At 62.5% G+C, this 24060-nt stretch carries 14 protein-coding genes; all 14 read left to right on the top strand.

The window, feature by feature from the left end; all coding sequences use genetic code 11:
* A partial coding sequence (locus GT495_RS10725) for a hypothetical protein (protein ID WP_204986891.1) occupies nucleotides 1-181 on the top strand: 181 nt, incomplete at its 5' end.
* 66 nt (nucleotides 182-247) lie between these two features.
* Entirely contained in the window at nucleotides 248-547 is a 300-nt protein-coding gene (locus GT495_RS05945) for a YerC/YecD family TrpR-related protein (protein ID WP_006235366.1), read from the top strand.
* A 161-nt stretch (nucleotides 548-708) separates the two neighbouring features.
* The gene (locus GT495_RS05940) at nucleotides 709-3807 is read left to right on the top strand and encodes a PD-(D/E)XK nuclease family protein (protein WP_161161294.1); all 3099 of its coding nucleotides are present in this window, start codon (nucleotides 709-711) and stop codon (nucleotides 3805-3807) included.
* A gap of 3 nt (nucleotides 3808-3810) precedes the next feature.
* On the top strand, nucleotides 3811-7443 hold the full coding sequence (locus GT495_RS05935) for a UvrD-helicase domain-containing protein (RefSeq protein WP_161161293.1): 3633 nt from the start codon (nucleotides 3811-3813) through the stop codon (nucleotides 7441-7443).
* A 136-nt stretch (nucleotides 7444-7579) separates the two neighbouring features.
* Entirely contained in the window at nucleotides 7580-8089 is a 510-nt protein-coding gene (locus GT495_RS05930) for a DUF3284 domain-containing protein (protein WP_161161292.1), read from the top strand.
* 103 nt (nucleotides 8090-8192) lie between these two features.
* Complete coding sequence (locus GT495_RS05925) at nucleotides 8193-9392, top strand: MFS transporter (RefSeq protein WP_161161291.1); 1200 nt, start codon at nucleotides 8193-8195, stop codon at nucleotides 9390-9392.
* Between the two features lie 240 nt (nucleotides 9393-9632).
* The gene (gene dnaE / locus GT495_RS05920) at nucleotides 9633-13436 is read left to right on the top strand and encodes a DNA polymerase III subunit alpha (RefSeq protein ID WP_161161290.1); all 3804 of its coding nucleotides are present in this window, start codon (nucleotides 9633-9635) and stop codon (nucleotides 13434-13436) included.
* A gap of 161 nt (nucleotides 13437-13597) precedes the next feature.
* Entirely contained in the window at nucleotides 13598-17062 is a 3465-nt protein-coding gene (locus GT495_RS05915; RefSeq protein ID WP_161161289.1) for a DEAD/DEAH box helicase, read from the top strand.
* A gap of 101 nt (nucleotides 17063-17163) precedes the next feature.
* Nucleotides 17164-17526 carry a desulfoferrodoxin family protein gene (locus tag GT495_RS05910; RefSeq protein WP_161161288.1) on the top strand — a complete coding sequence of 121 codons (363 nt, stop codon included), beginning with the start codon at nucleotides 17164-17166 and terminating at the stop codon, nucleotides 17524-17526.
* A gap of 117 nt (nucleotides 17527-17643) precedes the next feature.
* Nucleotides 17644-19629, top strand: coding sequence for a hypothetical protein (locus tag GT495_RS05905; protein WP_161161287.1), 1986 nt, complete (start codon nucleotides 17644-17646; stop codon nucleotides 19627-19629).
* A 294-nt stretch (nucleotides 19630-19923) separates the two neighbouring features.
* A complete protein-coding gene (ruvC, locus tag GT495_RS05900; RefSeq protein WP_161161286.1) occupies nucleotides 19924-20445 on the top strand; it encodes a crossover junction endodeoxyribonuclease RuvC in 522 nt (173 codons plus the stop codon).
* Nucleotides 20445-21065, top strand: coding sequence for a Holliday junction branch migration protein RuvA (gene ruvA, locus GT495_RS05895; RefSeq protein ID WP_161161285.1), 621 nt, complete (start codon nucleotides 20445-20447; stop codon nucleotides 21063-21065). Before ruvC ends, ruvA begins: the two co-directional genes overlap by 1 nt.
* The gene (gene ruvB, locus GT495_RS05890) at nucleotides 21065-22132 is read left to right on the top strand and encodes a Holliday junction branch migration DNA helicase RuvB (RefSeq protein ID WP_152073622.1); all 1068 of its coding nucleotides are present in this window, start codon (nucleotides 21065-21067) and stop codon (nucleotides 22130-22132) included. Before ruvA ends, ruvB begins: the two co-directional genes overlap by 1 nt.
* A gap of 147 nt (nucleotides 22133-22279) precedes the next feature.
* Nucleotides 22280-23947: a formate--tetrahydrofolate ligase gene (locus tag GT495_RS05885; RefSeq protein ID WP_152078140.1), complete on the top strand. Its 1668-nt coding sequence runs from the start codon at nucleotides 22280-22282 to the stop codon at nucleotides 23945-23947.
* Nucleotides 23948-24060: the final 113 nt, after the last annotated feature.

Below are 24060 nucleotides of genomic sequence, written 5' to 3'. Positions count from 1 at the left end.
AGGTATCGGGTTCCCACATTCATCCGCACATGTGCGGATGAATGTGGGAGGTGTTCGGATAAAGTTGATAATCAAGGTTCGTCCTGAAAAACGTGCCGCTGACAGAGAGTCCTATCGCTTTAGTTTAGTGGTGTGCTACACTGCTACGGGCAAATGCTCCATGCATTGTTTTATTGCATAGAACGGGCGAACGATGCCCGATGTCAGTATCAACTTCGATGCCTTTTGGCGGGTTTGGCGGTGATCGATGAATATCGAGAACATGTTTGACAAGCCTGATGTCAAGCAGCTGGTCCACGCATTTAGTCTTTTGGACGACGAGAACGATATTCAAGCGTTTTTAACCGATATCTGCACACCGCGCGAGATCTGCGATCTTTCTCAGCGCCTGCAGGTCGCGCGTTATCTGGATGAGGGCGAGCCCTATGTTGAGGTTCAGGCCCGCACCGGCGCTTCGTCCACCACCGTGAGCCGCGTGTCCAAGGCGCTTAATGGCGAGTACGGTGGCTATCGCAAGATCCTCATCAAACTGGAGGATGGCGAGTAGACCAGCGGCAAAAACGAATTGCGCAGAACCGTCCCTTCGGGGGCGGTTTTTTTGATCCCTTGGGGGCGGAGGAATCAAATCTGTTGGCGTGGGGCAAATCTGTCCGCGTGGGCGGGTAGGATGAATACATTGATTATTGCGAACGGTTTGAGTGGAGGACCATGCCTGTTCGAATCTATACCACCGATACCGGTACGAACTTGAGCGATGCCGAGGCATCGTTGCTCGCCGACTTGGTTGCCCGCCACGGGCGTGCCGTTTTGCTGGCGCCCTCGTTTGCCGAGCTCGATCTGTGCCGCCACGATGCTGCGGTTGCTGGCGCCTCGCTAGGTGTTGACTACAAAACCCCCGCGTCGTGGCTTCGTTCGCTGTGGGAGCTTATGGGCGATGGCCGCAGCTTCGTCGACAACATGCAGCGCCAGATGCTGTTCTCGGACATGGTCGCCCGTCGCGACGATGCCGACCTGCAGCCGCTTTCGCGCAGTCAGGGCACGGTGCGCATGCTCGCGCGCATGGCCCGCGATGTGCTGCCGGGCGTAGCGGGAACGGGTGCTGAGCGCTGCTGCGGCGACGTTTGCCGGCCCGATCCCAAGAGCGACGCCGAGGCTCGCGTGTTCGATCTGTTGAGTGCCTATGCGAGCGGCTTGGACCGTCGAGACATGGTCGAGCCCTGCGAGGCGGCTGACCTTATGGCCGGGGTGCTGGCCGACAACCTTCCGGCGTGCGCCCGCGCGGTATGTGTGCGCGGTGTCACGTCATTTACGTATAGCCTGCTCGAGCTGCTGTCGGCCGTGGCGAACAGCGGGGGAGAGGTCGTTGTGCTGCTCGCTCGCGAGCAGGCGGCGATGCGTGAGGAGCTGGCCACGGCCCTTGATGCCCGCGGCGTGCTGTTTGAGGCCGCGCCGCTGGGGGAGGGTGCCGCCGTGCCCCAGACTGCCTCCAAGTCCGCCGCACAGCCTACCTTTGTAGAGGTTGCCGGCCCTCACGCCCGCGCCCGCGCCTATGTGGATGCAATCGATGAGCTGGTAAAAACGTGTGAGGACGCCGCGGTCGACGGCGGTGTCGAGGCGTCCGCGGACCCCGTGCGCGTACTCGTGGTGTCTGCCCGGGCGCCCCAACTGTTCGGTGAACTCGCTGCCCGTTTGGCGGCGCGTCATATTGCGGCCGAGACAACCGAGTTTACGGCGTTTTCCCAATCCATCGCGGGCAGGCAGTTCTCGGCGCTCGCCAATCTGATCGAGCGCATGAAGGCCGCCGACGAGGGCATCGCCTCCAAGACCGAGTGGTGGCCCGCGCCGGAGCTTACCGACTGGATTTACAGTCCGCTTTCGGGTGCCGATGCCGCCAGCGCGCGCACCTTCGACAAGAACATGCGCCTATCGCGCGGCAAGACCACCACGGCCGTCAAGAGCCTGCTGCAGAGCGTGCAGGGCCAGGTCAGGTCCTCGCGCAAGGCTGCCAGTGATGAGAACTGGTTTAAGAACGTGCCGTGCGTGGTCTCGGACGTGTTTCAGGCGCTGTGGCGCGACAAACCCGTGACGGCGCTCAAGGCCATGCTCGCCGTTGCCGAGGCGCTGCCCGATCGCGCCCTTGGAGGCCTTGACGGTCAGGCTCGTCGCCAGGCAGAGACGGCCCTGCTGCGCCATGCCATCGACATCCTTATGAACGATGCTCGCGCACTCGACGTGTCACAGGCGGCAACCGTTCCTGTGCTCGACGGCGTTCGCACCAAGGTGGACCAGCGCAGTACCGCTTACGATTACGAGACCTACGAGGTCGATCGCGCGCCGCGCGCCCAGGTGCGCTTTACGTCGCTTGCCGATGCGGCAGCCCTGCGCCCCGACAGCTACGATGCCGTGCTGTTTGCCGACGTCGATCTGGACAGTTATCCGCTCTCACTTGAGGAGGGCCCGCTGGCCACGCTGACGGCAGAATTAGATCGCAGCGGTGTGACGCTTGAGCCTGCCGCCTTGTTGCGCGTGCGCTTCGGCCGCGCGATGCAGGCTGCGCGCGGCCCGGTTGCGCTTGCCCGCGTGACGCACGATCGCCAGGCACGCGAGTGCTATCCGGCGGCTGCATGGACCGAGCTTCGAGCGCACGCCGAGGCCACTGGCGCCGCCAGGGTTTCGTTCGTGGGCGAGGGCGGTATCGTCGCCGATTTTGATCCAGCGGCCGGCGAGGGCATCGAGTGCAAGCGCGTCGTGTGCGAGGCTCCTCAGCACTTGAGTGAGGCGGCTGTGCCGTACCTGGTCCTGCGTCGTCGCGATGGTGGGGGCGAGGATGCACCGCTCGTGCCGCGTCTAACGTCCGCCTCGCAGATTGAGGCGTACTCGACGTGCCCGCTGTGCTGGTTCGTGTCGTATCGCGTCAAACCTCAGTCCATCGACGCGGGCTTTGGAAACATGGAGAAAGGCAACTTTGTCCACGATGTGCTGGAGCACCTGCATGCTCGCCTGCCCCAGGAGGGCATGGAGCGCGTGACGCCCGAGAATCTGCCGCGCGCTCAGGAGCTGCTGGGCGAGGTCTTTGACGAGACGTTGGCCGAGCACGCCGGCAAGCGAGGCACGGAGGGCCCGCTCGTGCCGCTCTCTGCGGTGGAGGAGCGCCAGGTGGCAGAGATCTTGCCGCAGCTGGAGGGCGTGCTTGCCTACGAGTCCGAGGCACTTGCCCCCTTTGCGCCGCGCTACCTGGAGTTCGCCTTCAACGAGCTCAAGGTCGAGTATGCCGGTTGGCCGCTTGGCGGGCGCATCGACCGCGTGGACGTGGACGCCGAGAATCGTGCCGTGGTGATCGACTACAAGCACCGCACGGGCGTTGAGGAGTTTAAGCTCGCCGACCCTACGGTGCGCGACGAGGAATCGGGGACGGCGCCCATCGACGATCCGCGCTGGTTGCCACCACATACCCAAACGCTCATCTACGCCCAGGCCATGCGCCGGGCGCTGGATTTGGACACCCGCGCGGCGCTCTACTTTTCGACCAAGGGCGGCAAGCCGGCGTTGCGCGGTGCCGCGAGCGCCGAGCTGCTCGAGGAAGAGCGCGGCGACGGTCGCATCCCGGGCCTTAAGAAAGGTTTCCCCGGCGAGGGTGGCAGCATGGACTTCGACGCCCTGCTCGATCGCGTGGAGGCTGGCATCGCCGAGCGCCTGCGCGAGCTCGAGGCAGGCGACGTCGCCGCCGTCGACCCGACGTCGGCTCAGGCCGCGCATGCGCGCTGCCCGTATAACCACGAAGGAACGTTTGTAAGGAGGGACGTGTAGACCATGGATCTTTCGACTTTGATGCCGCAACAGCTGCAGATCGTCAAAACGCTCGACCGTCCGCTGTTTGTCTCGGCGGGCGCCGGTTCGGGCAAGACCTTTACACTCACGCGCCGCATCGTCTATGCGCTCTCGCCCGAATCCGGTCCGTTCGTCGAGCATCTTGACCAGGTGCTCGCCATTACCTTTACCAAAGATGCCGCGGCCGAGATCCGTGACCGCGTGCGCCGCGCGCTCATCGACGAGGGCATGGACGAGGAGGCCCTGACCGTCGACGATGCGTGGATCTCGACCATTCACGGCATGTGCTCGCGCATCCTGCGCGCACACGCGTTGGAGCTGGGCATCGATCCCGAGTTCACGGTGCTCACCGATACCGACGAGCTTATGGACCAGGCTGTTGAGCATGTGCTGGGTCGCGCGACGGCGCCCGATGCCGCCCCCGAGCTTGCGGCATCGCTCAAGGCCCTCTACGCCTGGTATCCCATGGCGGGCGAGGGCGGTCCCTTTGGCGCCGGCACGACCATCAAGGGGCTGGTGCGCGACCTGCTGGAGCTGTCGAGCCAGTTGCCGGGCGGCATGGACGACGTGCGCGTGGCGCGCGGCCAGGCCGATACCTCGGCACTCGCCGATGCCTATCGCGCGGCGCTGGGCGCAAGCAAGGCCGCGACCGAGAAGGCGCAGGTGGCGCTCGATGCCATCGACGCGTTCGAGGCGAGCGGCAAGACCATGGCCGATGCGGCGCGACTCATGATGTCGTGCACCATGCCGCGCGCGAGCAAGGCATTCCCCAAGGAGCAGGTCGAGCTGCTCAAGGCGGAGGCCGCCGATGCGTTTATCAATATCGTGCTTGCCTGCGGTGGTCCCGCGCTCGATGCGCTGGTGGGCTTGGCCCGCTCTGTAGAGGCTGAGTACCGCGTACTCAAGGCCGGCCAGTCTGCCCTCGACAACAACGACCTGCTCCGCATGGCATACGAGGCGCTGCGCGACTACCCGGCCATTCGAGCGGCATATGAGGGACGCTTTAAGATGGTCATGATCGACGAGTTCCAGGATACCGATCAGATGCAAGTCGACCTGATCCGTTACCTGACGGGTGCGGGGGAGCGCGCGCTGTGCACCGTAGGCGATGCACAGCAGTCGATCTACCGCTTCCGTGGGGCGGAGGTCGAGGTGTTCCGTCGCCAGGAGCGCAAAGTGGGATCGACGGCGGCGTCCGAGACGGGCGCCGCGCCAGATGTCCCCGCCGGCGAGCTCGTCAAACTCGTGCGCAACTTCCGCAGCCATGACGAGGTGCTGCGTTACGTGGCACGCGTCTTCGACGGCGATGACGGCGGCCTGATGCAGGGCTTTTTGGATCTTGAGGCGAGCGACGGCCGCAAGGACACGCTGGTGGCAGACGTCTCGCGTCGCCAGGCCCTCTTTGTTGTCGGCGGCAGTACGCAGGAACGCACGCAGGCCAAGGCCCGTGCGATCGCCGAGCGGTTCCGCGCGCTTGCCGATGCCGGCCAGCCCCAAGGTGGCATGGTGCTGCTGCTGGGCCGCATGACCAACGCCGATATCTATGCGCAGGCCTTCCGCGACCAAGGGCTCGACTGCGTCATCGCAGGCGGCTCGGTCTTTGCGCAGGCTGCCGAGGTGCAGACGGTACGTGCCCTGGTGTGCGCGCTTGCCAATCCGGCCGATACGGCGCAGGGCCTTATGCCGCTGCTGGCCTCGCCGATGTTTGCGCTCGGCGCTCAGGAATTCCTGGCGCTGGCGACCAAGCTGGACGACCAGACGGGGGAGACCTCGCGCCGCAACATCGACGCGGGCATCATGAGCGATTCCGATGTGCCGGGTTTGCAGAACCTGCCTCTCGTGACGCGTGCCCGCGAGGTGCTGCGCTATGCGCTTCGTCGTGTGGGCCGCGATTCGTTCGCGGCGATCGCGCGCGACGTGGTCAACGCTTCCGGCTGGTTTGTGCGTCTGGCGCAGCGTGGTCCCGAGGGCAAGGCCATTGCCGCCAACGTGCTCAAGGCGCTCGACGCCGTGGCCGAGGCGGAGGCCGAGTTCGGTAACTCGCCGCGTTCCATCGCGCTGGCCTTCGATCGCTTCCTGGCGGGCAAGGAGGCGCCGGGCGCGCTCAACGAGGAGGGTGACGGCGCGGTACGCATCATGACCGTGCATGCATCCAAGGGCCTGGAGTATCCGGTCGTGGCGGTTGCGGAGTGTTTTGGCGTGCGCAAATCGTCCGGTGCGGCACAGATGGGCCGCGTCGAGGGCGGAGCGCAAGTCGTGGCGCTGCCGGCACGCTTCGACGGCGTTAAACTCGCGGACGGCACGTTCGTGAAGGGCGATGACGTCAAAAAGCAGTTTGAGCACGCGTTTAAGGGCAAGGGCACGTCGCTGTGGCTGCCGCCAGAGCTCATGGAGGATGTCTGCGCGACGGGTTCTCCCGCCGAGGCATTTGCTCGCCTGCGCAACGACGACCTGCAGCTTTCGCTCGAGGAGCGGGCTCGTTTGCTCTATGTCGCCATGACGCGAGCGCGTGAGCTGGTGATCTTGGCGATGGATGCCGGCGTGAGCCGCGGCAAGCTGTGCGCGCCGACCTTCGATGTCGAGACCGATCTGACCTATGACGTGCTGCGCCGTATTCTGCCGACGGACGGCCTGGACATGCCACAGCTCGATGCCGACCGCCTGGTGTTCGACGACTCCCAGCCGGGCGACTACGAGCTTATCTCGCTGGCGGACTTTACGTTTGGCGAGCAGGCGTTTGAGGCCAACGCTTCACTGGATGCCGAGGGCAGGCTTGTCCGCGGCGATGCGGAGCCGGAGGGTGCCGGTGCAGATGCCCGCGCTGCTGTTCCCGGTCCTGCCGACCCCGAGCCCGATGCGTTTGAGCTCGTGTATCCCCAGGCGGTGGGCGTGCGCATGGGCACCTGCCCGTATCCGGCGCGCGATTCGTACAGCTACTCGTCAATTGCCACGGCGCTGCATGCCGAGGCCGAGGACCGTGCCGCCGAGGCACACGTGCCCATGGACGAGGCTGGCGATGATGCCGAGTCGGATGGCTCGGAGATGGCCGATGCGGACGTGGCTGCTGTCGAGCCCGCCGGCAATCCCATGGCCTTGGGTTCGGCCTTCCATGCCGCCTGCCAGTGGCTCATCGAGATGGGTGCCGATGCACTGCCCACCGCGCGCGCCGAAGCGCTGGCGCGTCTATGGCGCCTGACGCCGGAGCAGCGCGAGCGCTTCGACGTTGCCCTGGACCGCTGGCTTAGGTCGGCTGTTCGTGCCGACCTGCTCGCGTGGCCGTGCGTTCGCGCCGAGGTGCCGTTCTTTTCGCTGGGCTGCGAGGACGAGGACATCGCTCGCTACGGTGCATATGCCGAAGGCGCCATCGACGCTTTGGCGACGAACCCGGCGGATTCGTCGCGCGCGCTGGTTATCGACTACAAGACGGGCGGCACGCCGGACGAGACACCGGAACAGCTGCAGGAGAAGCACGCCCTGCAGGCGCGCGTCTACGCTGATGTTCTGCACAAGGCGGGCTTTGAGGCCGTGACGGTCAAGTTCGTCCGCGTGGAACAGGCCGATCCAGCCATCTTCGTCGAACCCGCCGAACCCCAAGTGGTCACCTACAACCTCTAGCCACCTCAGGCTTTACGGTGCTATTTGGTTGGTTTTGCGGCCGTAAAGCCCTCAATCGTCCAAATGGCACCGCAACGCATGGGAGAGCCTGGGGCGGTACAATGGCTCGAACGGTTCAAACGAATAAGGAGCCATCATGCAGCTCACCAAAACGCTTAAGGTGACGCCGGAGGAGCTTTTTGACGCTCTGGTGGGGTCCATCATGCAGGATATCGAGAACGCCACGGGCAAGCATCCCAGCCGCAACAAGCTCAACGGCTATAAGTACGAGAAGCGCGCCCAGTCCGCAAAAGGCAAGGCCAAGGGCACGGCGATCAAGGTTAAGATCAAGCACTTTGACTACCCGTGTCTCTATGAGGTCCGTTTTCAGTATGCGGCGGGTATCAATACCATGCGCTATGAGGCTGCACCTGCTGGCGATGGTGCCTGCGAGCTCACCTATACCGAGGATTTTCAGGGTGTGGGTGGCAACACGTCTGGCCCGCACGGCAAGCTCGGCCTCTTCTTCTATGAGCGCAAGCTCAAGAGTCACGCCAACCAGACGATTGATCAAATCGTCAAATACATCGAGGGTGAGCGCCGCGTAAAGGCTAATCCCGCCTTCGCCGATGATACTGCCGAAAACGCTTCGGATGTATTCCATTGATACCCTGTACAAAAGCTTTACCGCTCTTCACATCAACTGTGAACACTTCAGGCTTCGAGTCGGTAGCGAGCGGCCCGACAAAATCAGTTGATGGAAGTGCCAAATGAATAAGAATGCCGCTACGCAACTGCACATCTATTCCGCCTTTTTCGTTCTCGCGGGATTTGTTTTAAATCGGGGAGTGTTTCTACTTTTCCTTGCGGAGAAAGGAATGTCTGTCACGGAAATCGCGCTTTATCAAGCCTTGTTTAACATTGCAACGGTCGTCCTCGAGCTGCCAACAGGGCTGATAGGCGATTTCTTTGGAAAGAAGTTTTCGATTCAAGTGGGCGTGCTGCTGCTTTTCTTCCATACGGCCGGCATGCTGTTGCTCTCAGGTCCCTTTCTTGTCGTGCTTTCCCTCGTTGAGGCACTCGCCTACTCCCTTCAATCGGGATCCGAACAAGCTCTTTTATATGAAATTGCCCGAAATGCCGGTCAAGGAGAGCGCTTCCTCACCATCAATGCTCGGCTGCTTGCCGCGCAATCAATCGCTACGGGAATGGCAATTGTGCTCGGATCTTTCATTGCCCAAGTATCTTGGAGCGCCCTCTACGTATGTGTCTCCGTTTTCTATCTCCTGCAGCTTTTCCTTCTGTATCCCATTGAGAGGACGGAAGCGACCCGTTCTGAAAGCTCTGAGATGAGAAGGTTTGACGCGGCCAAGATGTTCAGACGCGAAACCTGGCGTGTTGGAGAATCCGCTTTTGCGGTATTGCTTCTTCTAATCGGCACAAGCATGCTCGATGGATTCTATGGGAGTTATTACAACTTGAATCAGTTGGTATTCGACGCATTTGATGCTCCCGTCTCCATAATAGGAATCTTTTTCGGTGCATCCTATGCAGTAAATGCGACGGCCTACATTGCAGCAGATTTCTTCTCATTGCGTTTCGGGAAAAGAAATACCATGCTCGGCTCGATGCTAATCGAGGCTGGCCTTTTCATGATTCTTCCGTGGTTCGCTTCAAATCCGCTGTGCTTGTTTGGCCTTAGCATGGTGCTTTGTTTTCTCCCAGAAGTGGTGTACATCACTTCGGAAAACTTAATCCAAGATGCGATAGCGGACGATCTCCGCGCGACGATCCTTTCCGTCGCGTCTCTGGTAAGGGCTCTCTTTTCCGCAATGTTTTTCTCCATATTTGGACATGTGCTGGGGTTATATCCCATTCAGATAGCGCTCGGTATTATTGGTGTAATCGCGATAGCAATTACCGCCGTTGTTTCATTGAAAATGGTAGGAATACAGGTCTCCAAGAATTGATATATCGATTGACGAGCTATCCGAAGCGTCGAGCCTTCTTGATGGACATGACTATTCGTCACAAATCACTCCGCGCATCGCCGGGGTTCCAGTAATACTCGATAAATCAGGATGCCCTCATTCCCCTTTCTGAAGGTCCCGAAAAGACTGCACGTGTGGGTTTGGCTAGGTTCGGGTGCCGTCCGCGCCGTGCGGTAAAATCGTTCAGTCAGAACACGAACCCGCATCGGAGCTCATCACATGGCATTCGTCCATCTGCACAACCACACTGTTTTCTCCATGCTCGACGGCGCAACCCGTATCCAGGATATGGTCAACCGCGCCGTAGAGCTGGGCATGCCCGCCGTCGCCATTACCGACCACGGCTACATGTATGGCGTGCCCGACCTGGCACTGGCCTGCGACGCCGTCAACCACAACACGCCCGAGTACAAAACCTGGAGTCACGACAAGTCCTTCTTGGAAAAGGACCGCCGCGACGAGCTGGTGGAACCCGATCCCGAGGCAAACCCGCGCGAGCATGCCCAGTATGTGAAGGACATGGCCATGTGGGACGATAAGGGCAACATCGACGAGCTCAAGCCGCCCCTGGTCATCAAGCCCATATTTGGCTGCGAGGTCTACTTTACGCCGGACGAGACGCTCGCCCGCGACCATAAACCCGAGCTCTACCACATGATCCTTCTGGCCAAAGACCAGGAGGGCTACGTCAACCTGATGCAGACGGTCTCCGAGGCCGCCGTGCAGGGCTTTTACTACAAACCGCGCGTGACGCTTGACAACCTGCGCCGCCATGCCAAGGGTATGATCTGCACGAGCGCCTGCATCGCCGGCATCATTCCCAAATACATCGACCACGGTGACATGGAGGGCGCCATCAAGTGGGCCGAGACCTTCCGTGACACCTTCGACCCCGGCGACTTCTATATCGAGATTCAGGAACACGGCATTACCACCGATAACGGCCTGACCGACGAGCAGATGGACCGCACGCTCATCGACATCGCCAAGCAGGTGGGTGTTAAGGTCATCGCCACCAACGACTTCCACTACCTGCGCCGCGAGGATGCGCCCGTGCAGGACGTCATCATGTGTATTGGCATGAACGCCAAGGTCGACGACCCCAACCGCATGCGCATGACCGGCTCGGAGTTTTACATGAAGACCGAGGAGGAGATGCGGGCGATGTTCCCGTATTGCCCCGAGGCCTGCGACAACACGCTCGAGATCGCCGACAAGTGCTACGTGGAGCTGGACTGGGACTCCATCATCCTGCCGCGCTTCCCGCTGCTCGATTCCGGCGAGACGCACGAGAGCCAGTTCCGCCGCGAGTGCGAGAAAGGCCTGCGCCAGCACTACGGTGACGACTGGGCCACGCGCGAGATCGGTGGCGTCAACATCAAAGAGCGCTTTGAGTACGAATACAAGGTCATCTGCGACAAAGGCTTTGCCGCCTACTTTTTGATCGTCGCCGAGTACGTGCAATGGGCCAAGGACAACGGCATCGGCGTCGGCCCCGGCCGTGGCTCGGCCGCCGGCGCCATCGTCGCCTACGCCATGAACATCACCGCGTTCGATCCGCTCGAAAACGGCCTGATGTTCGAGAGGTTCCTGTCCCCGCAACGTACCGAGATGCCCGATATCGATATGGACTTCGACGATGAGCGGCGCCTCGAGGTCGTGGAGCACGTTCGCCAGCTCTACGGCCCCGAGAAGGTCACCCACGTCATCACCTACTCGACCATTAAGGCCAAGCAGGCCATCAACGACGCCGCGCGCGTCCTGGACTACCCGGTCTACATGGGCCAGCGCCTGTCCAAGATGGTCTCGAGCGATCCCAAGGTCAAGCTCAAACAGGTGCTCGACAAGCAACCCGGCAAAGAGGATCTGTTTAACCCCGACTTTGCCGAGGCCTATAAAAAGGACGACGACGCCCGTCGCATCATCGACACGGCGCTCTCGATCGAGGGCCTCACCCGTGGCGAGGGCGTGCACGCGTGCGCCGTTCTGATCTGCCGCGACCCCGTCAACGAGCACGTGCCCACCAAGCTCGACACCAAGGGCGGCGTCGAGATTACCCAGTACGAGGGTCATACCGTCGCCGACATGGGCCTGCTCAAGATGGACTTTTTGGGCCTGCGCACGCTGACGGTTATCTCCAAGGCCAAGGCAAACATCAAAAAGAACTTCGGCATCGATATCAAAGAGGAAGAGATCCCCTTTGACGATCCCGAGATCTTTAAGCTCATGGGCTCCGGCCACACCGCCGGTGTCTTCCAGGTCGAGTCCGCCGGCATGACGGCCACGATCAAGAACATGAAGCCCACCGAGTACAAGCACGTCGTAGCATTGATCGCCCTGTACCGCCCGGGCCCGCTGGGCGCCGGCATGGTTTCGTCCTACATCAACCGTATGAACGGCAAGGAGCCGGCCGTTTCCTACGACGACCGTCTGGACGACATCCTGGGCGAAACCTACGGCACCATGGTCTACCAGGAGCAGGTTATGCTCATCTCCGTCGAGATGTGCGGCTTCTCCAAGGGCGAATCGGACTCGCGTATCCGTAAGCCCGTGGCTAAGAAAAAGATCAAGCTGCTCACGTCGACGGTGCTCCACTGGGAGGATGGCTCGGACGAGACCACCTACGACCACTGGATGAACGGCGCTATCAAGAACAACTACACGCGCGAGGTCGCCCAGAAGATTTGGGACGATGTTCTCGAGTTCGCATCTTACGCCTTTAACAAGTCGCACTCCGCCGGCTACGCCATCTTGGTTATGCAGACGGCGTGGCTCAAGGCGCATTATCCACACGAGTACATGGCGGCCGTTCTGACGTCCTACACGGGCAAGACCGACAAGATCGTTCACTACGTCTCGGCATGCCGTCACGACGGCATCCCCGTGCTGTCGCCAGATGTTAACGAGTCCGGTACCGAGTTCACGGCGACCAAGGAAGGCGTACGCTTTGGTCTGGCCGGCATCCGCGGCGTGGGCACCGGCGTGGCGCAGGCGATTATCGCCGAGCGCGAGGCGGGCGGCCCGTTTAAGACGCTGCACGACTTTGTCGAGCGCGTGGACTCGAGCCAGGCCAACCGCCGCGTGATCGAATCGCTGATCAAGGCAGGCGCCTTCGACTCCACGGGCTATCCGCGCCGCCAGATGATGCACTTTGTGGACAAGAACAACCCCGAGAACATCATCGACGCCGCGGTAAAGCGCCAGAAGGACCGCGCGAGCGGCCAGACCTCGTTCTTCGATATGTTTGGCGACGTTGAGGGTTCGGGCTTCGAGGTCAGCGTGCCCGATCCGGACGGCCAGGAATGGGACCGCCACCTCAAGCTGAGCCAGGAGAAAGAGGTTCTGGGCATCTATGTCTCGGATCACCCGCTGCGCCCGTTTGAGTATGCACTAGCCAAGGCGCGCGACTTTTCGTTCTCGCAGATCGACACCGGCTACGAAGTTCAGAATCCTACGGGCGGCACCATCAACCAGGAGATTCCCGAGGGTAAGGCGCTGTGGTGGGCCGGCATGGTCTCAAGCGTGTCCAAGCGCGTGACCAAAAACGGCGACCCCATGGGCATCGTGCAGCTCGAGGACATGGAAGGCGAGGCCACCGTCGTGGTGTTCCCTAAGACCTACAAGGAGGCCGAGGGGTATCTGTACGGCGAGGTCGATCCCGAGACCGGCGTGCAGCTGTCCGACGCGTTTGTGCGCATTAAGGGCAAACTCGAGCGCTCGGACCGCGGTGACCAGATTATCGCGCAGGAAATCGTGCCGCTCGAGCTTAGCGAGGAAAACAACAAGCCCAAGGTGTTTGAGGTCATGGTGCCCAACAGCCGCTTTAGCCAGGGAAACATGGCGCGTCTTGCCACGGTGCTCACCACTAACCCGGGCGGCGACCGCGTGGAGATCTTTATCGAGCAGGTGGACGGGCGCGTGCTGCGTGCCGAGGTACCTGCTAAGGTCAACGCGCGCTCGATTCCGCTGCTGGCCGAGGCCAAGGCCATCGTGGGCAACCAGGGCAGAGTGACGGTGATTTAAGGACGGCGTTGGCGGGGTAGCTAATTTGGGACGGGGCTTTTTTAGCTACCCTTTGGCTGACGGCGAATGAGTCGGGGTTGGAATACATCTCAACCGACATTTGGGGGTAGCTAAAATAGCCCCGTCCCAAATTAGCTACCATGTGTGGATTGGAGGAAGTAATGGCGCAGGGGACGTTTGCACAGGCGCTCCGGAAAGAGGCGGCGCTGAGCGGCACCTTTATGAAGGGCCGCTCGCTCATGCTCAACGGCGCCGTGCTGTCGATCGAGGACAGCGGCTCGCGCTTCTCCAAGAATGTGACGGTTGAGGGCTCGGTGCGCGGCTCGCGCGGCGACCTGTACAAGACGCACGTGGCGCTCGACATGGACGAGCACGAGGTGATCGACTTCGACTGCGATTGTCCCGCTGCCTATCGCTACCCCGGCATGTGCAAGCATGCCATCGCCACAGCGCTGGCGTACCTGGACGCCAGCGGCATCGAGCCTGTTGAGGGGCTGCGCACGCCGGTCCGCACGTTTGCGGCGCAGCCGAAACAGCCCGCGCGCACCGCGCCCAAGGCGCCGGCCGTCAACCCCAACTTTCCCTTTCCGGCGCCCGTCCCCACGAGCCCCAGCCTCATGGCGGCGCTCTCCGATCTTTCGGACGCGCGCATGGATGAGCTGGCGAGCATGCGCCGCAAGCTTGCTGGTGCCGTTGATCCCGACGCCCCCAAAGCGGCGTTGGAGCCCTCGTTGGTGCCGTACTACAATCCGCTGTTCGCCGACCGCTTTAGCTGGGCGCTCGAGTTCCGTATTCGCTGCGGTTCGGTGTCCTACGTGGTCAAGGATATCGACGGCATGGCCGACGCCTATGTTCGAGGCGGCACCTTCTCGTACGGCAAGAAACTCACGTTTGTCCATACGCCCGAAGCCTTCGAAGACGTGTCGACAAAGCTGCTCAACCTTGTTGTGACGACAGTTGCCTATCTCGATGACATCACAAGCTCGCGCTCGGCGTCGTATGACTTTGCACGCAGCGGCTTTGTCGCCGAGCGCCAGTTGCCGCTGTCCGAGCATAGCATCGTATATGTGCTGGACCTGCTGCGCGGCCGGACCATCTCCTTTGAGCCCGCCTGGTCGCGGGGGACGACGACGCATCGCACCTATGACGTGGCGGTCGAGATGCCTCCGGAAGGGGAAGACGAGGCACTGTCTAAGCGACCACCGCTCCTTGCCGCCAAAATCGCGCCGGCGGCTGGTGGCAGCTACGATCTGCGCCTGCCGGCCGATGCATACTGCTTTGCTTCGGACGACGTTGCCTATCTGGTCGACACCCGTCGTGCGCGCCGCACCGATGCGGCGTTTGCCCAGCATGCAGCGCCGTTTCTATCGCGCTTGCTGCCCTGTCGCACGCCGGTCCATATCGCTGCCGACCAGGTGGGGGAGTTCTGTCGTATGGCGCTGCCCATTTTGCGCGGCTACACCGACCTCACCGCGCCCGCTGCGCTCGATACCGTGGCGCCCGAGCCGAGCTTTGCCATGGCGATTGGTGTCGACGATGGGCTCGTGACCTGCAAAATTACGGTTACCTACGGCGACTGGTCGACAGATCTCTTTAGTCTGGGCGCTCCGGGCAGTCCCTTCGAAGAGCGGCGTCCGGGCGTGCCGCCGCGCGACGAGGTGGCAGAGTTTCGCGTTATGGACACGGCTGCCCTGTATTTCGACTTTTACGAGAGCGGCCTGGCGTTTGAGGAACGCGATGACGAGAGCCTGTTCCACTTGCTGACCGAGGGCCTGTCTGCCCTGTCCGAGCTGGGCGAGGTCATGCTCAGCGACCGCCTGCGCCAGATTTCGGTTCGCCCTGCGCCCAAGCTTTCTGTGCGCGCGACCGTCAAGAGCAATCTGCTCGATGTCGAATTGGGCGCGAGCGGCCTTTCGGCGGCAGACCTTGCCATCTATCTGGACTCGTACAAACGTCATCAGACGTTTGCGCGTCTCACGTCGGGCGACATCATTCGCTTGGACGAGGGAGCGCGCGCCGCGTTTGGCCTTGCCGAGGATCTGGGGGTCGATGCTGTCGACCTGCTCGACGGCGTGTCGCTTCCCGCGTCGAGCACCCTGTTTGTCGACAGCATGCTCGCGCGCACGCCCGCGCTCGAGGCCGATCGCGACGCTGCATTCCGTCGCACCGTCGAGCGCCTGGATACGCTCGGAAAGATGGACTTTACGGTGCCGGTCTCGCTCAAGGCCTCACTGCGCGGCTATCAGGTCGACGGCTACCAGTGGCTCGGTTCGCTCGAGCACCTGGGCCTCGGCGGCATCTTGGCCGACGATATGGGCCTGGGTAAAACGCTGCAGATGATCGCACATATCCTGGCGCGCGTGGAGGCGGGGGACACTAAGCCCACGCTCGTGGTGTGCCCTGCGTCGCTCGTGTACAACTGGACCGCCGAGCTGGAGCGCTTTGCCCCGTCGCTCGATGTGTGTGCCATTGTGGACGCCAAGGCTCAACGCTGCGTGCAGATCGCCGGCGTGGCCGAGCATAACGTGGTCGTGACGTCGTATGACCTCATGCGCCGCGATATCGACGAGTATGCCGAGCAGGACTTTGCCCGCGTGGTGCTCGACGAGGCCCAGTACATTAAAAATCCGCTCACGCAGGTGGCGCGCGCCGCCAAGCGCCTGCCTGCCGGCGTGCGCTTTGCCCTGACGGGCACGCCCATCGAAAACCGCTTGTCCGAGCTCTGGAGCATCTTCGACTTTTTGATGCCGGGCCTGCTTGGCACGCGCGAGTCGTTTGCCAAGCGCTTCGAAAGCCCGGTCGAGCACGCCGAGGGTGACAGCGCCGCTCGCCTGCAGGCGCTCGTGTCGCCGTTTGTGCTGCGCCGTGTCAAGGAGGACGTGGTGGCCGATCTGCCCGAGAAGATCGAGGACACCGTCATGGCACAGCTCACCGGCGAGCAGCGCAAGCTCTACCTGGCCAACCAAGACCGTATCGCCCAGCAGCTGCAGCATCGCGAGGCATCCGAGTTTAAGAAAGACAAGCTCAAGGTGCTCGCCGAGCTCACCAAGCTGCGCCAGATCTGCTGCGACCCGCGTCTACACTACGAGGACTACAAGGCGGGGAGCGCCAAGCTCGACGCTTGCATGGAACTCGTGCACGGTGCGCTCGACGGCGGACATCACATTCTGCTGTTCAGCCAGTTCACGGGCATGCTCGATATCATCGGCAAGCGCTTGGCCAAGGAGGACATCGCCTTCTTTAAGCTCACGGGGGCTTCGTCCAAGGAGAGCCGCGCCAAGATGGTCGCGCAGTTCCAGGCAGGCGAGGTGCCGGTGTTTCTGATCTCGCTCAAGGCGGGCGGCGTGGGTCTCAACCTGACGGCGGCCGACGTGGTCATTCACTACGACCCATGGTGGAACGTGGCCGCGCAGGACCAGGCGACCGACCGCGCGCACCGTATTGGCCAGCAACATACCGTGACCGTGTACAAGCTCATCGCCAAGGACACGATCGAGGAGCGCATCATGCAGATGCAGGAGTCCAAACGCGACCTGGTCAACAGCGTGCTCGGCGGCGACGGAATTTCCTCGGCGCTGTTTACCCGCGAAGACGTTCTGGCGCTGCTTGGCGGCGACGGGCGCTAGCCTCGCTCGTTATGTGTTCATTTGCGATGCCGTGGATGGTTCGCGCGCCTTTGGGCATAAGAAGCATCGAGAACATCGGCACATCAGCAAAGGAGAACATCATGGCGAAATTCTTTAAGGACCCCGACGGCAAGCTCATCGCCGCCCTTGGCAACGACGTTGCAACCCCTGCCGGCTGTACGGAGCTGACCGCGAACACCGAGGACGCGGCGCACGAGAAGCACGTGCCCGTCATCGAGAGCGAGCGCGACGGTCACGTGATCCGTGCGCGCGTGGGCTCGGTCGAGCATCCTATGGTGCCCGAGCACTACATCGAGTGGATTGCCCTTGAGGCCGAGGGCCGTCTGGAGGTCCATTACCTCCAGCCCGGCATGAAGCCCGCGACGTTTTTTGCCGGCGGTTCCAAGACCGGTACCGTCTATGCCTATTGCAACCTGCACGGGCTGTGGTCCGCGACGTTCTAGGAGCGCGCCCCCGCTCGGGGTATCATAGCTAGCATATGCACATGCAAGCGCCGACTGCATCTTGCGGCCGGCGCTTTTACTGCGATAACGACGGTTTACGACGGAAAGGGCTGAGCCATGAAGCTCGCACTTGCACAGATCGATATGCGCCTGGGTGATATTGAGGGTATCTGCGGTCGCATCGAGGACCAGGCGCGCCTGGCTCACGAGCGCGGTGCGCGTGTACTGTGCGTGCCGGCTCCGCTCTTTATGGGAGCCCTGCCCGGCGGCCTGGTGGGCGCTGTCGACTTTGAGCATGACATGCTTGCCGGCTTGACCGGCGTCGCCGAGCGTATTCAAGAGCTCGATATGATCTGCATCGTGCCCGCAGCGGTTTCGTTTGAGGGCCAGCCCCTGCTCGACTATATGATGCTCAAGGACGGTCGCGTGGTGCCCGCGCGTGCGAGCATTGCCCTGCAGCGTGGCGAGAACAACGACGCGCGTTGGGCGCCGCCGGTGTTCGACGTGGACGGCGTGCGCACCGCGGTGATCTTCGACCTGGCCCGCGAGCTCGAGATGCTGCCGACCGGCGTCGACCTCATTGCCTATTTCCAGTTCAACGCATTCGATATGACCGACCGCGAGACCGCCGCGATCGCCGCCGTGCGCAGCGGAGCCTACCGCAAGATCGCATCTAAGCGCAGCGTGTGGTTTGCCTGCATGGCGCCGGTCGGTGCATACGACGAGTCGGTGTATACCGGCGGCTCGTTTGTGCTTGACGACTGCGGCCGCGTGGTGGCCCAAGCGCCGTGTTTTGAGGAGAGCCTGCTGGTTCAGGAGATCCAGCGCGGTGTGATGCTCGATGCCTTGGAGGACCACGAGCTGCCCGAGTTTTGCTCCGAGGAATGGCTGTGGCAGGCGCTGGTGCTCGCCGTGCGCGATAACGCCCGCGCCCGCGGTACGTCGCGCGCCGTGGTGGCGCTCGAGGGCGACTTGCCGTCGTCTTTGCTTGCGGCGCTGGCCGTCGATGCATTGGGCTCGCGCAACGTGATCGGCCTGGTGTTGGGGCGCAACCGCATCTTTACGCCGGCGCAGGAAGAGGCCGAGGCTGCTCGCTGTGCCGCCGTTCGCTCCATTGCCGAGCGACTGCATATTCGCACGGTTGAGCGCGATGCGCCGGATGCCGCGCGTGTGCTCGACCGCGATGTGTCGGCGGGCGACGCCGAGCGCCTGCGTTCTCGCACGCTGGGCCTTATGCTGGAGGATACGGCGCTCGAGCTGGGTGCGATGGCGTTGAGCCCGCTGTCCAAAACTGAGTACGCGCTGGCGGCGCCCGCGCTTTGCGGTGGCTACCAGGGCGATTATGCGCCCTTTGGCGATGTATACCTGTCGACGCTCGAGTTTGTTGCGCGCGCACGCAACCGTACGTCTGCCGTGGTGCCGCAGGAGCTCGTGACGCTCAACGCGGTGGAGGATTGCATGGAGCGCGTGCTGGCGCAGGCGCTCTCGGCGCTTGACGGTCCGGTCGACATGCTCGACCGCGCGGCGCAGCTGCTCGGCGGGCTTGAGCCGGGCGAGGTCGATGGCACGCTCGAGGCGCACGTGGACCGCAACCGTCCCTTTGACGATATCCCGATGGCCGCTGGCAAGCCCGAGGCCTGCTCGCTGCTGCTGATGCTCGTGCGCCAGGGAGAGGCGGCTCGCCGCCAGCTGCCGACGGCGCCGATCGTCTCGGCCCGTTCGTTTGCCGAGCGTGCCTGGCCGTATATGCTCGCGTGGTCCGATCTTGGCCTGAGCGGTAAAGGGCGTATGACGGTCGATTCGTTGGCGCGCACCGAGGTGCGCCGCTTTGCCGACGACGATACGAGTGACCGTATGCGTGGTGAGATGATGGGCATTTTGGGCGAGCTGCTGGGTATTTCGCCCGAGCAGATGGAGGAGCTGCGCTCCGAGGACGGCCAGCGCCGCCTGCACGAGGGCATGAAGAAGTTTGAGGGCGAGGTCCAGGACGCCATCGATAAGATGATGGGCGGCCAGGGTGGCCCGCAGGGTGGGCCCCAGGGCACGCCGATACCGCAGCCGCCGGTTGATCCGAGACAGTTTCCGTTCTTTAGTCAGAACTAACTATGGGATAGGGGCAAGGTTACGCGGTTCTACCAAACCGCGTAACGAGCCGACGCTGCGCGAGCCCCTGCCGGGCAATCTGCCGCTCAAGCCGTCGCTTGCGTACAGAAGTACGCGGCGCTCCTCTTTCGCGACACCTTGCCACGGCAGGGACTCGCTCGCTGACTTATGCTCAACCTATGGTTCAACCTTGCTTGCTAGATACGGTCGCTGTTGTGTTATTCTAGAACAGACGTTCGTGAATAGTGTGCGGGGCCCTGTCTCGCGCCGTGCTAGTGGCGAGGGGAGGTCGGCTTGGTTATCTTGGGTATCGACCCCGGTTTGGCCCATACGGGTTGGGGGATTATCGAGGAGCGGCGCGGCGAGGTTCGCTGTCGTGCCTACGGTTGTATTGAGACCAGTGCCGGAAGCCCGCTCGCGGTGCGCCTGTCTCACATCGCCCGCGACCTCAAGGATGTCATCGAGCGCTACCGCCCCGATACCGCCGCCATCGAGAGCATTTACTTCGGCGCCAACGTCCGCTCGGCAATTCCTACGGCACATGCCCGCGGGTCTGCGCTTGTGGCGCTTTCGGAGTGCGCGCTCGAGATCGGCGAGTACACGCCTATGCAGATCAAGCAGGCTGTGGTGGGCACCGGTGCCGCAGATAAGCGGCAGGTCGCCTACATGGTGCGCACGCTCACGCAGCTCGATCACGACCCGCATCCCGATCATGCCGCCGATGCCCTGGCTTGCGCCATCTGCCACGTAAACCTCAGCCGCACCCGTGCCCTTACCGGTGGCGAGTTCTATCAACAGAGAGGAACCGGATACTGATGATTTCCCAGCTCCACGGAACGCTTGTCGAGGCCACGATGAGCTCAGCCGTCGTCGATGTGTCGGGCGTGGGCTTTGAGCTCGGCATCTCGGGCAGCACCGCGGCCACATTGCCGACGCCCGGCGGCGAGGTTCGCCTCTACACGCGCATGCAGGTGCGTGAGGACGCCATGACGCTCTTTGGCTTTGCCTCCAAGGACGAGCGCACGATGTTCGATCGGCTCGTGTCCGTCTCGGGTGTTGGCCCGCGCCTGGCGCTCGCCGTGCTCTCCACCTATACCGTGGGGCAACTGTATTCGCTGGTGATGGCCGAGGACGACAAGGGCATGGCCAAGGTGCCCGGTGTGGGCAAAAAGACGGCGCAGCGCCTTATCTTGGAACTCAAGAGCACCTTTGCCAAGGACAAGGGCTTTGTGCCGGTCGACGTGATTCCCGGACAGGTTGCGATGCCCGCGCCCGCTGCCGCTCCCTCGGCCATCGACGATGCCCGCGCGGCACTCCTTTCCATGGGCTTTAGCCCACAGGAGACCGATGTCGCCCTGAGCGGGTATGATGGGCAGGATATGCGTGTCGAGGATCTGCTCGGCGCGGCGCTTAAGCGACTCGGAATGGATGCGTGATGTGGGAAGCCGATGACTCTCAGGACTTGTGGGCGACGCCCGGCAACTCGCCGGCGGCATCCATGGCACATGGCGAGCGCATGGTGGGCTCGGAGCTGACGCCCGAGGACCTCGATGTCGACCGTACCCTGCGCCCCCAGCGCCTGGATGACTACTGCGGCCAGGAGCACATCAAGCAGAGCTTGCGCGTGCTCATCGAGGCGGCGCAGAGCCGTGGCGAGACGCTCGACCACGTGATCTTCTCGGGCCCTCCGGGTCTGGGTAAGACCACGCTGGCTACCGTTATCGCCAACGAGCTGGGCGCTCAGATTAAAACCACGAGTGGCCCGGCCATCGCGCGCACCGGTGACCTAGCGGCCATCCTGACTAACCTGCAGCCGGGTGACGTGCTGTTTATCGACGAGATCCACCGCCTCAACCGCTCGGTCGAGGAAGTTCTGTATCCCGCGATGGAGGACTTTGCCCTCGATATCGTGATCGGCAAGGGTCCGGCTGCGCGCTCGATTCGCCTGGATATTCCTAAGTTCACGCTGGTGGCGGCAACGACGCGCTCGGGCATGTTGACCGGCCCGCTACGCGACCGCTTTGGCATTTCGTATCGCCTGGATTACTACACCGTTGAGGAGCTCGCGCAGATTGTGACGCGCTCGGCGACCATCCTGGGTGTGACGATCGACCATCCCAGCGCGCTCGAGATCGGCTCGCGTTCGCGCGGTACGCCGCGCCTCGCCAATCGTCTACTCAAGCGCGTGCGCGACTATGCGCAGGTGCGCGGCAACGGGCCTATTGAGCTTGATATTTGCCGTCAGGCGCTCGAGTTCTTCGAGATCGATGAGCTTGGTCTGGACTGGATGGACATTCGCATCTTGGAGACGCTTGCCAAGACGTTCTCCGGTCGTGCCGTGGGCCTGACGACGCTTGCTAGCGCGGTGGGCGAGGACCCGGGAACGCTCGAGGATGTCTATGAGCCGTATCTGCTGCAGTGCGGATTGATGATTCGCACACCGCAGGGTCGCCAGGCAACCCTGCGCACATTCGAGCATTTGGGTATTGAACCGACCCTGTAGGAATGGGGCTTGATTTAGCGCATTTGTAGGCTATCGCTGGGTATCGGGTAAACATATCGTCGTTCATCGGTTATGGGCGTTTTACTATTGCACGCGCGTGCTATGCTGGATTGGTCTTTTTCTCATCCGGTAACGAAAGGACCGTCCATGCCCACTGACATCGAAATCGCACGTTCTGTTACGCCGCTGCCTATTATCGAGGTGGCCAAGAACGCCGGCGTCGACGTTAAGCATCTGATTCCATACGGCTTTGACAAGGCTAAGGTCGACTATTCCCTGCTCAACGAGCCAACTGATCACCAGGCCAAGCTTGTCCTCGTGACCGCTATCAATCCCACGCCCGCCGGCGAGGGTAAGACCACCACGACCATCGGCCTGGCCGACGGTCTGCGTCGTCGCGGCGTCAAGAGCGCCGTGGCCCTGCGCGAGCCTTCGCTCGGTCCCGTGTTTGGCGTGAAGGGCGGTGCCGCCGGTGGCGGTTGGGCCCAGGTCATCCCCATGGAGGACATCAACCTGCACTTTACCGGCGACTTCCATGCCATCGGTGCCGCCAACAACCTGCTGGCAGCCATGCTCGACAACCATATTCAGCAGGGCAACCAGCTCGGCATCGACGTCAAGCGCATCACCTGGAAGCGCGTTGTCGATATGAACGACCGTCAGCTGCGCCATGTTATCGACGGCATTGGTGGCAAGGCCCAGGGAGTGCCGCGCGAGGATGGCTTCGACATCACTGTGGCCTCCGAGGTCATGGCAATCCTGTGCCTGTCCACGAGCATCAATGACCTCAAGGAGCGCTTGGGCGAGATCGTTGTCGGCTACAGCTATGCCGGCGAGCCCGTCCGCGCACGCGACCTGAAGGCCCAGGGAGCTATGGCCGCGCTGCTCAAGGATGCGCTCAAGCCCAATCTGGTGCAGACGCTCGAGGGTACGCCCGCGTTTGTCCACGGCGGTCCCTTCGCAAATATCGCCCACGGCTGCAACTCCATCATGGCCACCCGCATGGCTATGCGTTTTGGCGATGTTGCCATTACCGAGGCCGGCTTCGGTGCCGACCTGGGTGCCGAGAAATTCCTGGACATCAAGTGCCGCATGACGGGCGTTCGTCCCAACGCCGTCGTGGTCGTCGCGACCGCTCGCGCCCTTAAGTACAACGGCGGTGTTGCCAAGGCCGACCTCAACGAGGAGAACCTCGAGGCCCTCAAGGCCGGCATGCCCAACCTGCTGCGCCACGTCGAAAACATCCAGAACGTCTACGGCCTGCCCTGCGTGGTCGCCATCAACCGCTTCCCGACAGACACCGAGGCCGAACTCGAGCTCATCGAGTCCGTGTGCCAGAAGCTCGGTGTCAACGTTAAGCTGTCCGAGGTTTGGGCTAAGGGCGGCGAGGGCGCGCTCGACCTGGCCGATGAGGTCATGCGCCTGATCGAGCAGCCGAGCGAGCTCAAGTTTACCTACGAGGACGGTGCCGATGTGGCAGACGCCCTCGAGGCCGTTGCCACCAAGGTCTACCGCGCCGATGGCGTCGACTTCACCCCGGCCGCCAAGCGCCAACTCGCCGAGCTGCGCGAGAACGGCTTTGGCAACCTGCCGGTGTGCGTCGCCAAGACGCAGTACAGCTTTAGCGACAACGCCAAGGCTCTGGGCGCTCCCGAGGGCTTCCGCATCACCGTGCGCGAGCTCAAGGTTTCCGCCGGTGCCCACTTTGTGGTCGCGCTGACTGGCAGCGTTCTGACCATGCCGGGCCTGCCCAAGGTTCCCGCGGCCGAGAACATCGACGTCGACAACGACGGCAACATCACTGGCCTGTTCTAAGCCTGCCGCTCATAGCCGCTTGTCCGCCCCGCCGCGCCTATCAAGGCCCGGCGGGGCTTTTTGATCCCTTGGGGACGGAAGGATTACGGATCACCGCACAGGGCCAACCCTTA

The sequence above is a fragment of the Collinsella sp. BIOML-A6 genome (assembly GCF_009875845.1).
GTDB classification, from domain to species: Bacteria; Actinomycetota; Coriobacteriia; order Coriobacteriales; family Coriobacteriaceae; genus Collinsella; species Collinsella aerofaciens_H.
This window is presented reverse-complemented; position numbering and strand designations above follow the sequence as displayed.

Excerpts from the sequence above, each read along its gene's own strand:
- GT495_RS05945 (WP_006235366.1), top strand. The coding sequence starts at position 248 with ATGAATATCGAGAACATGTTTGACAAGCCTGATGTCAAGCAGCTGGTC.
- GT495_RS05940 (WP_161161294.1), top strand. The coding sequence starts at position 709 with ATGCCTGTTCGAATCTATACCACCGATACCGGTACGAACTTGAGCGAT.
- GT495_RS05935 (WP_161161293.1), top strand. The coding sequence starts at position 3,811 with ATGGATCTTTCGACTTTGATGCCGCAACAGCTGCAGATCGTCAAAACG.
- GT495_RS05930 (WP_161161292.1), top strand. The coding sequence starts at position 7,580 with ATGCAGCTCACCAAAACGCTTAAGGTGACGCCGGAGGAGCTTTTTGAC.
- GT495_RS05925 (WP_161161291.1), top strand. The coding sequence starts at position 8,193 with ATGAATAAGAATGCCGCTACGCAACTGCACATCTATTCCGCCTTTTTC.
- dnaE (WP_161161290.1), top strand. The coding sequence starts at position 9,633 with ATGGCATTCGTCCATCTGCACAACCACACTGTTTTCTCCATGCTCGAC.
- GT495_RS05915 (WP_161161289.1), top strand. The coding sequence starts at position 13,598 with ATGGCGCAGGGGACGTTTGCACAGGCGCTCCGGAAAGAGGCGGCGCTG.
- GT495_RS05910 (WP_161161288.1), top strand. The coding sequence starts at position 17,164 with ATGGCGAAATTCTTTAAGGACCCCGACGGCAAGCTCATCGCCGCCCTT.
- GT495_RS05905 (WP_161161287.1), top strand. The coding sequence starts at position 17,644 with ATGAAGCTCGCACTTGCACAGATCGATATGCGCCTGGGTGATATTGAG.
- ruvA (WP_161161285.1), top strand. The coding sequence starts at position 20,445 with ATGATTTCCCAGCTCCACGGAACGCTTGTCGAGGCCACGATGAGCTCA.
- ruvB (WP_152073622.1), top strand. The coding sequence starts at position 21,065 with ATGTGGGAAGCCGATGACTCTCAGGACTTGTGGGCGACGCCCGGCAAC.
- GT495_RS05885 (WP_152078140.1), top strand. The coding sequence starts at position 22,280 with ATGCCCACTGACATCGAAATCGCACGTTCTGTTACGCCGCTGCCTATT.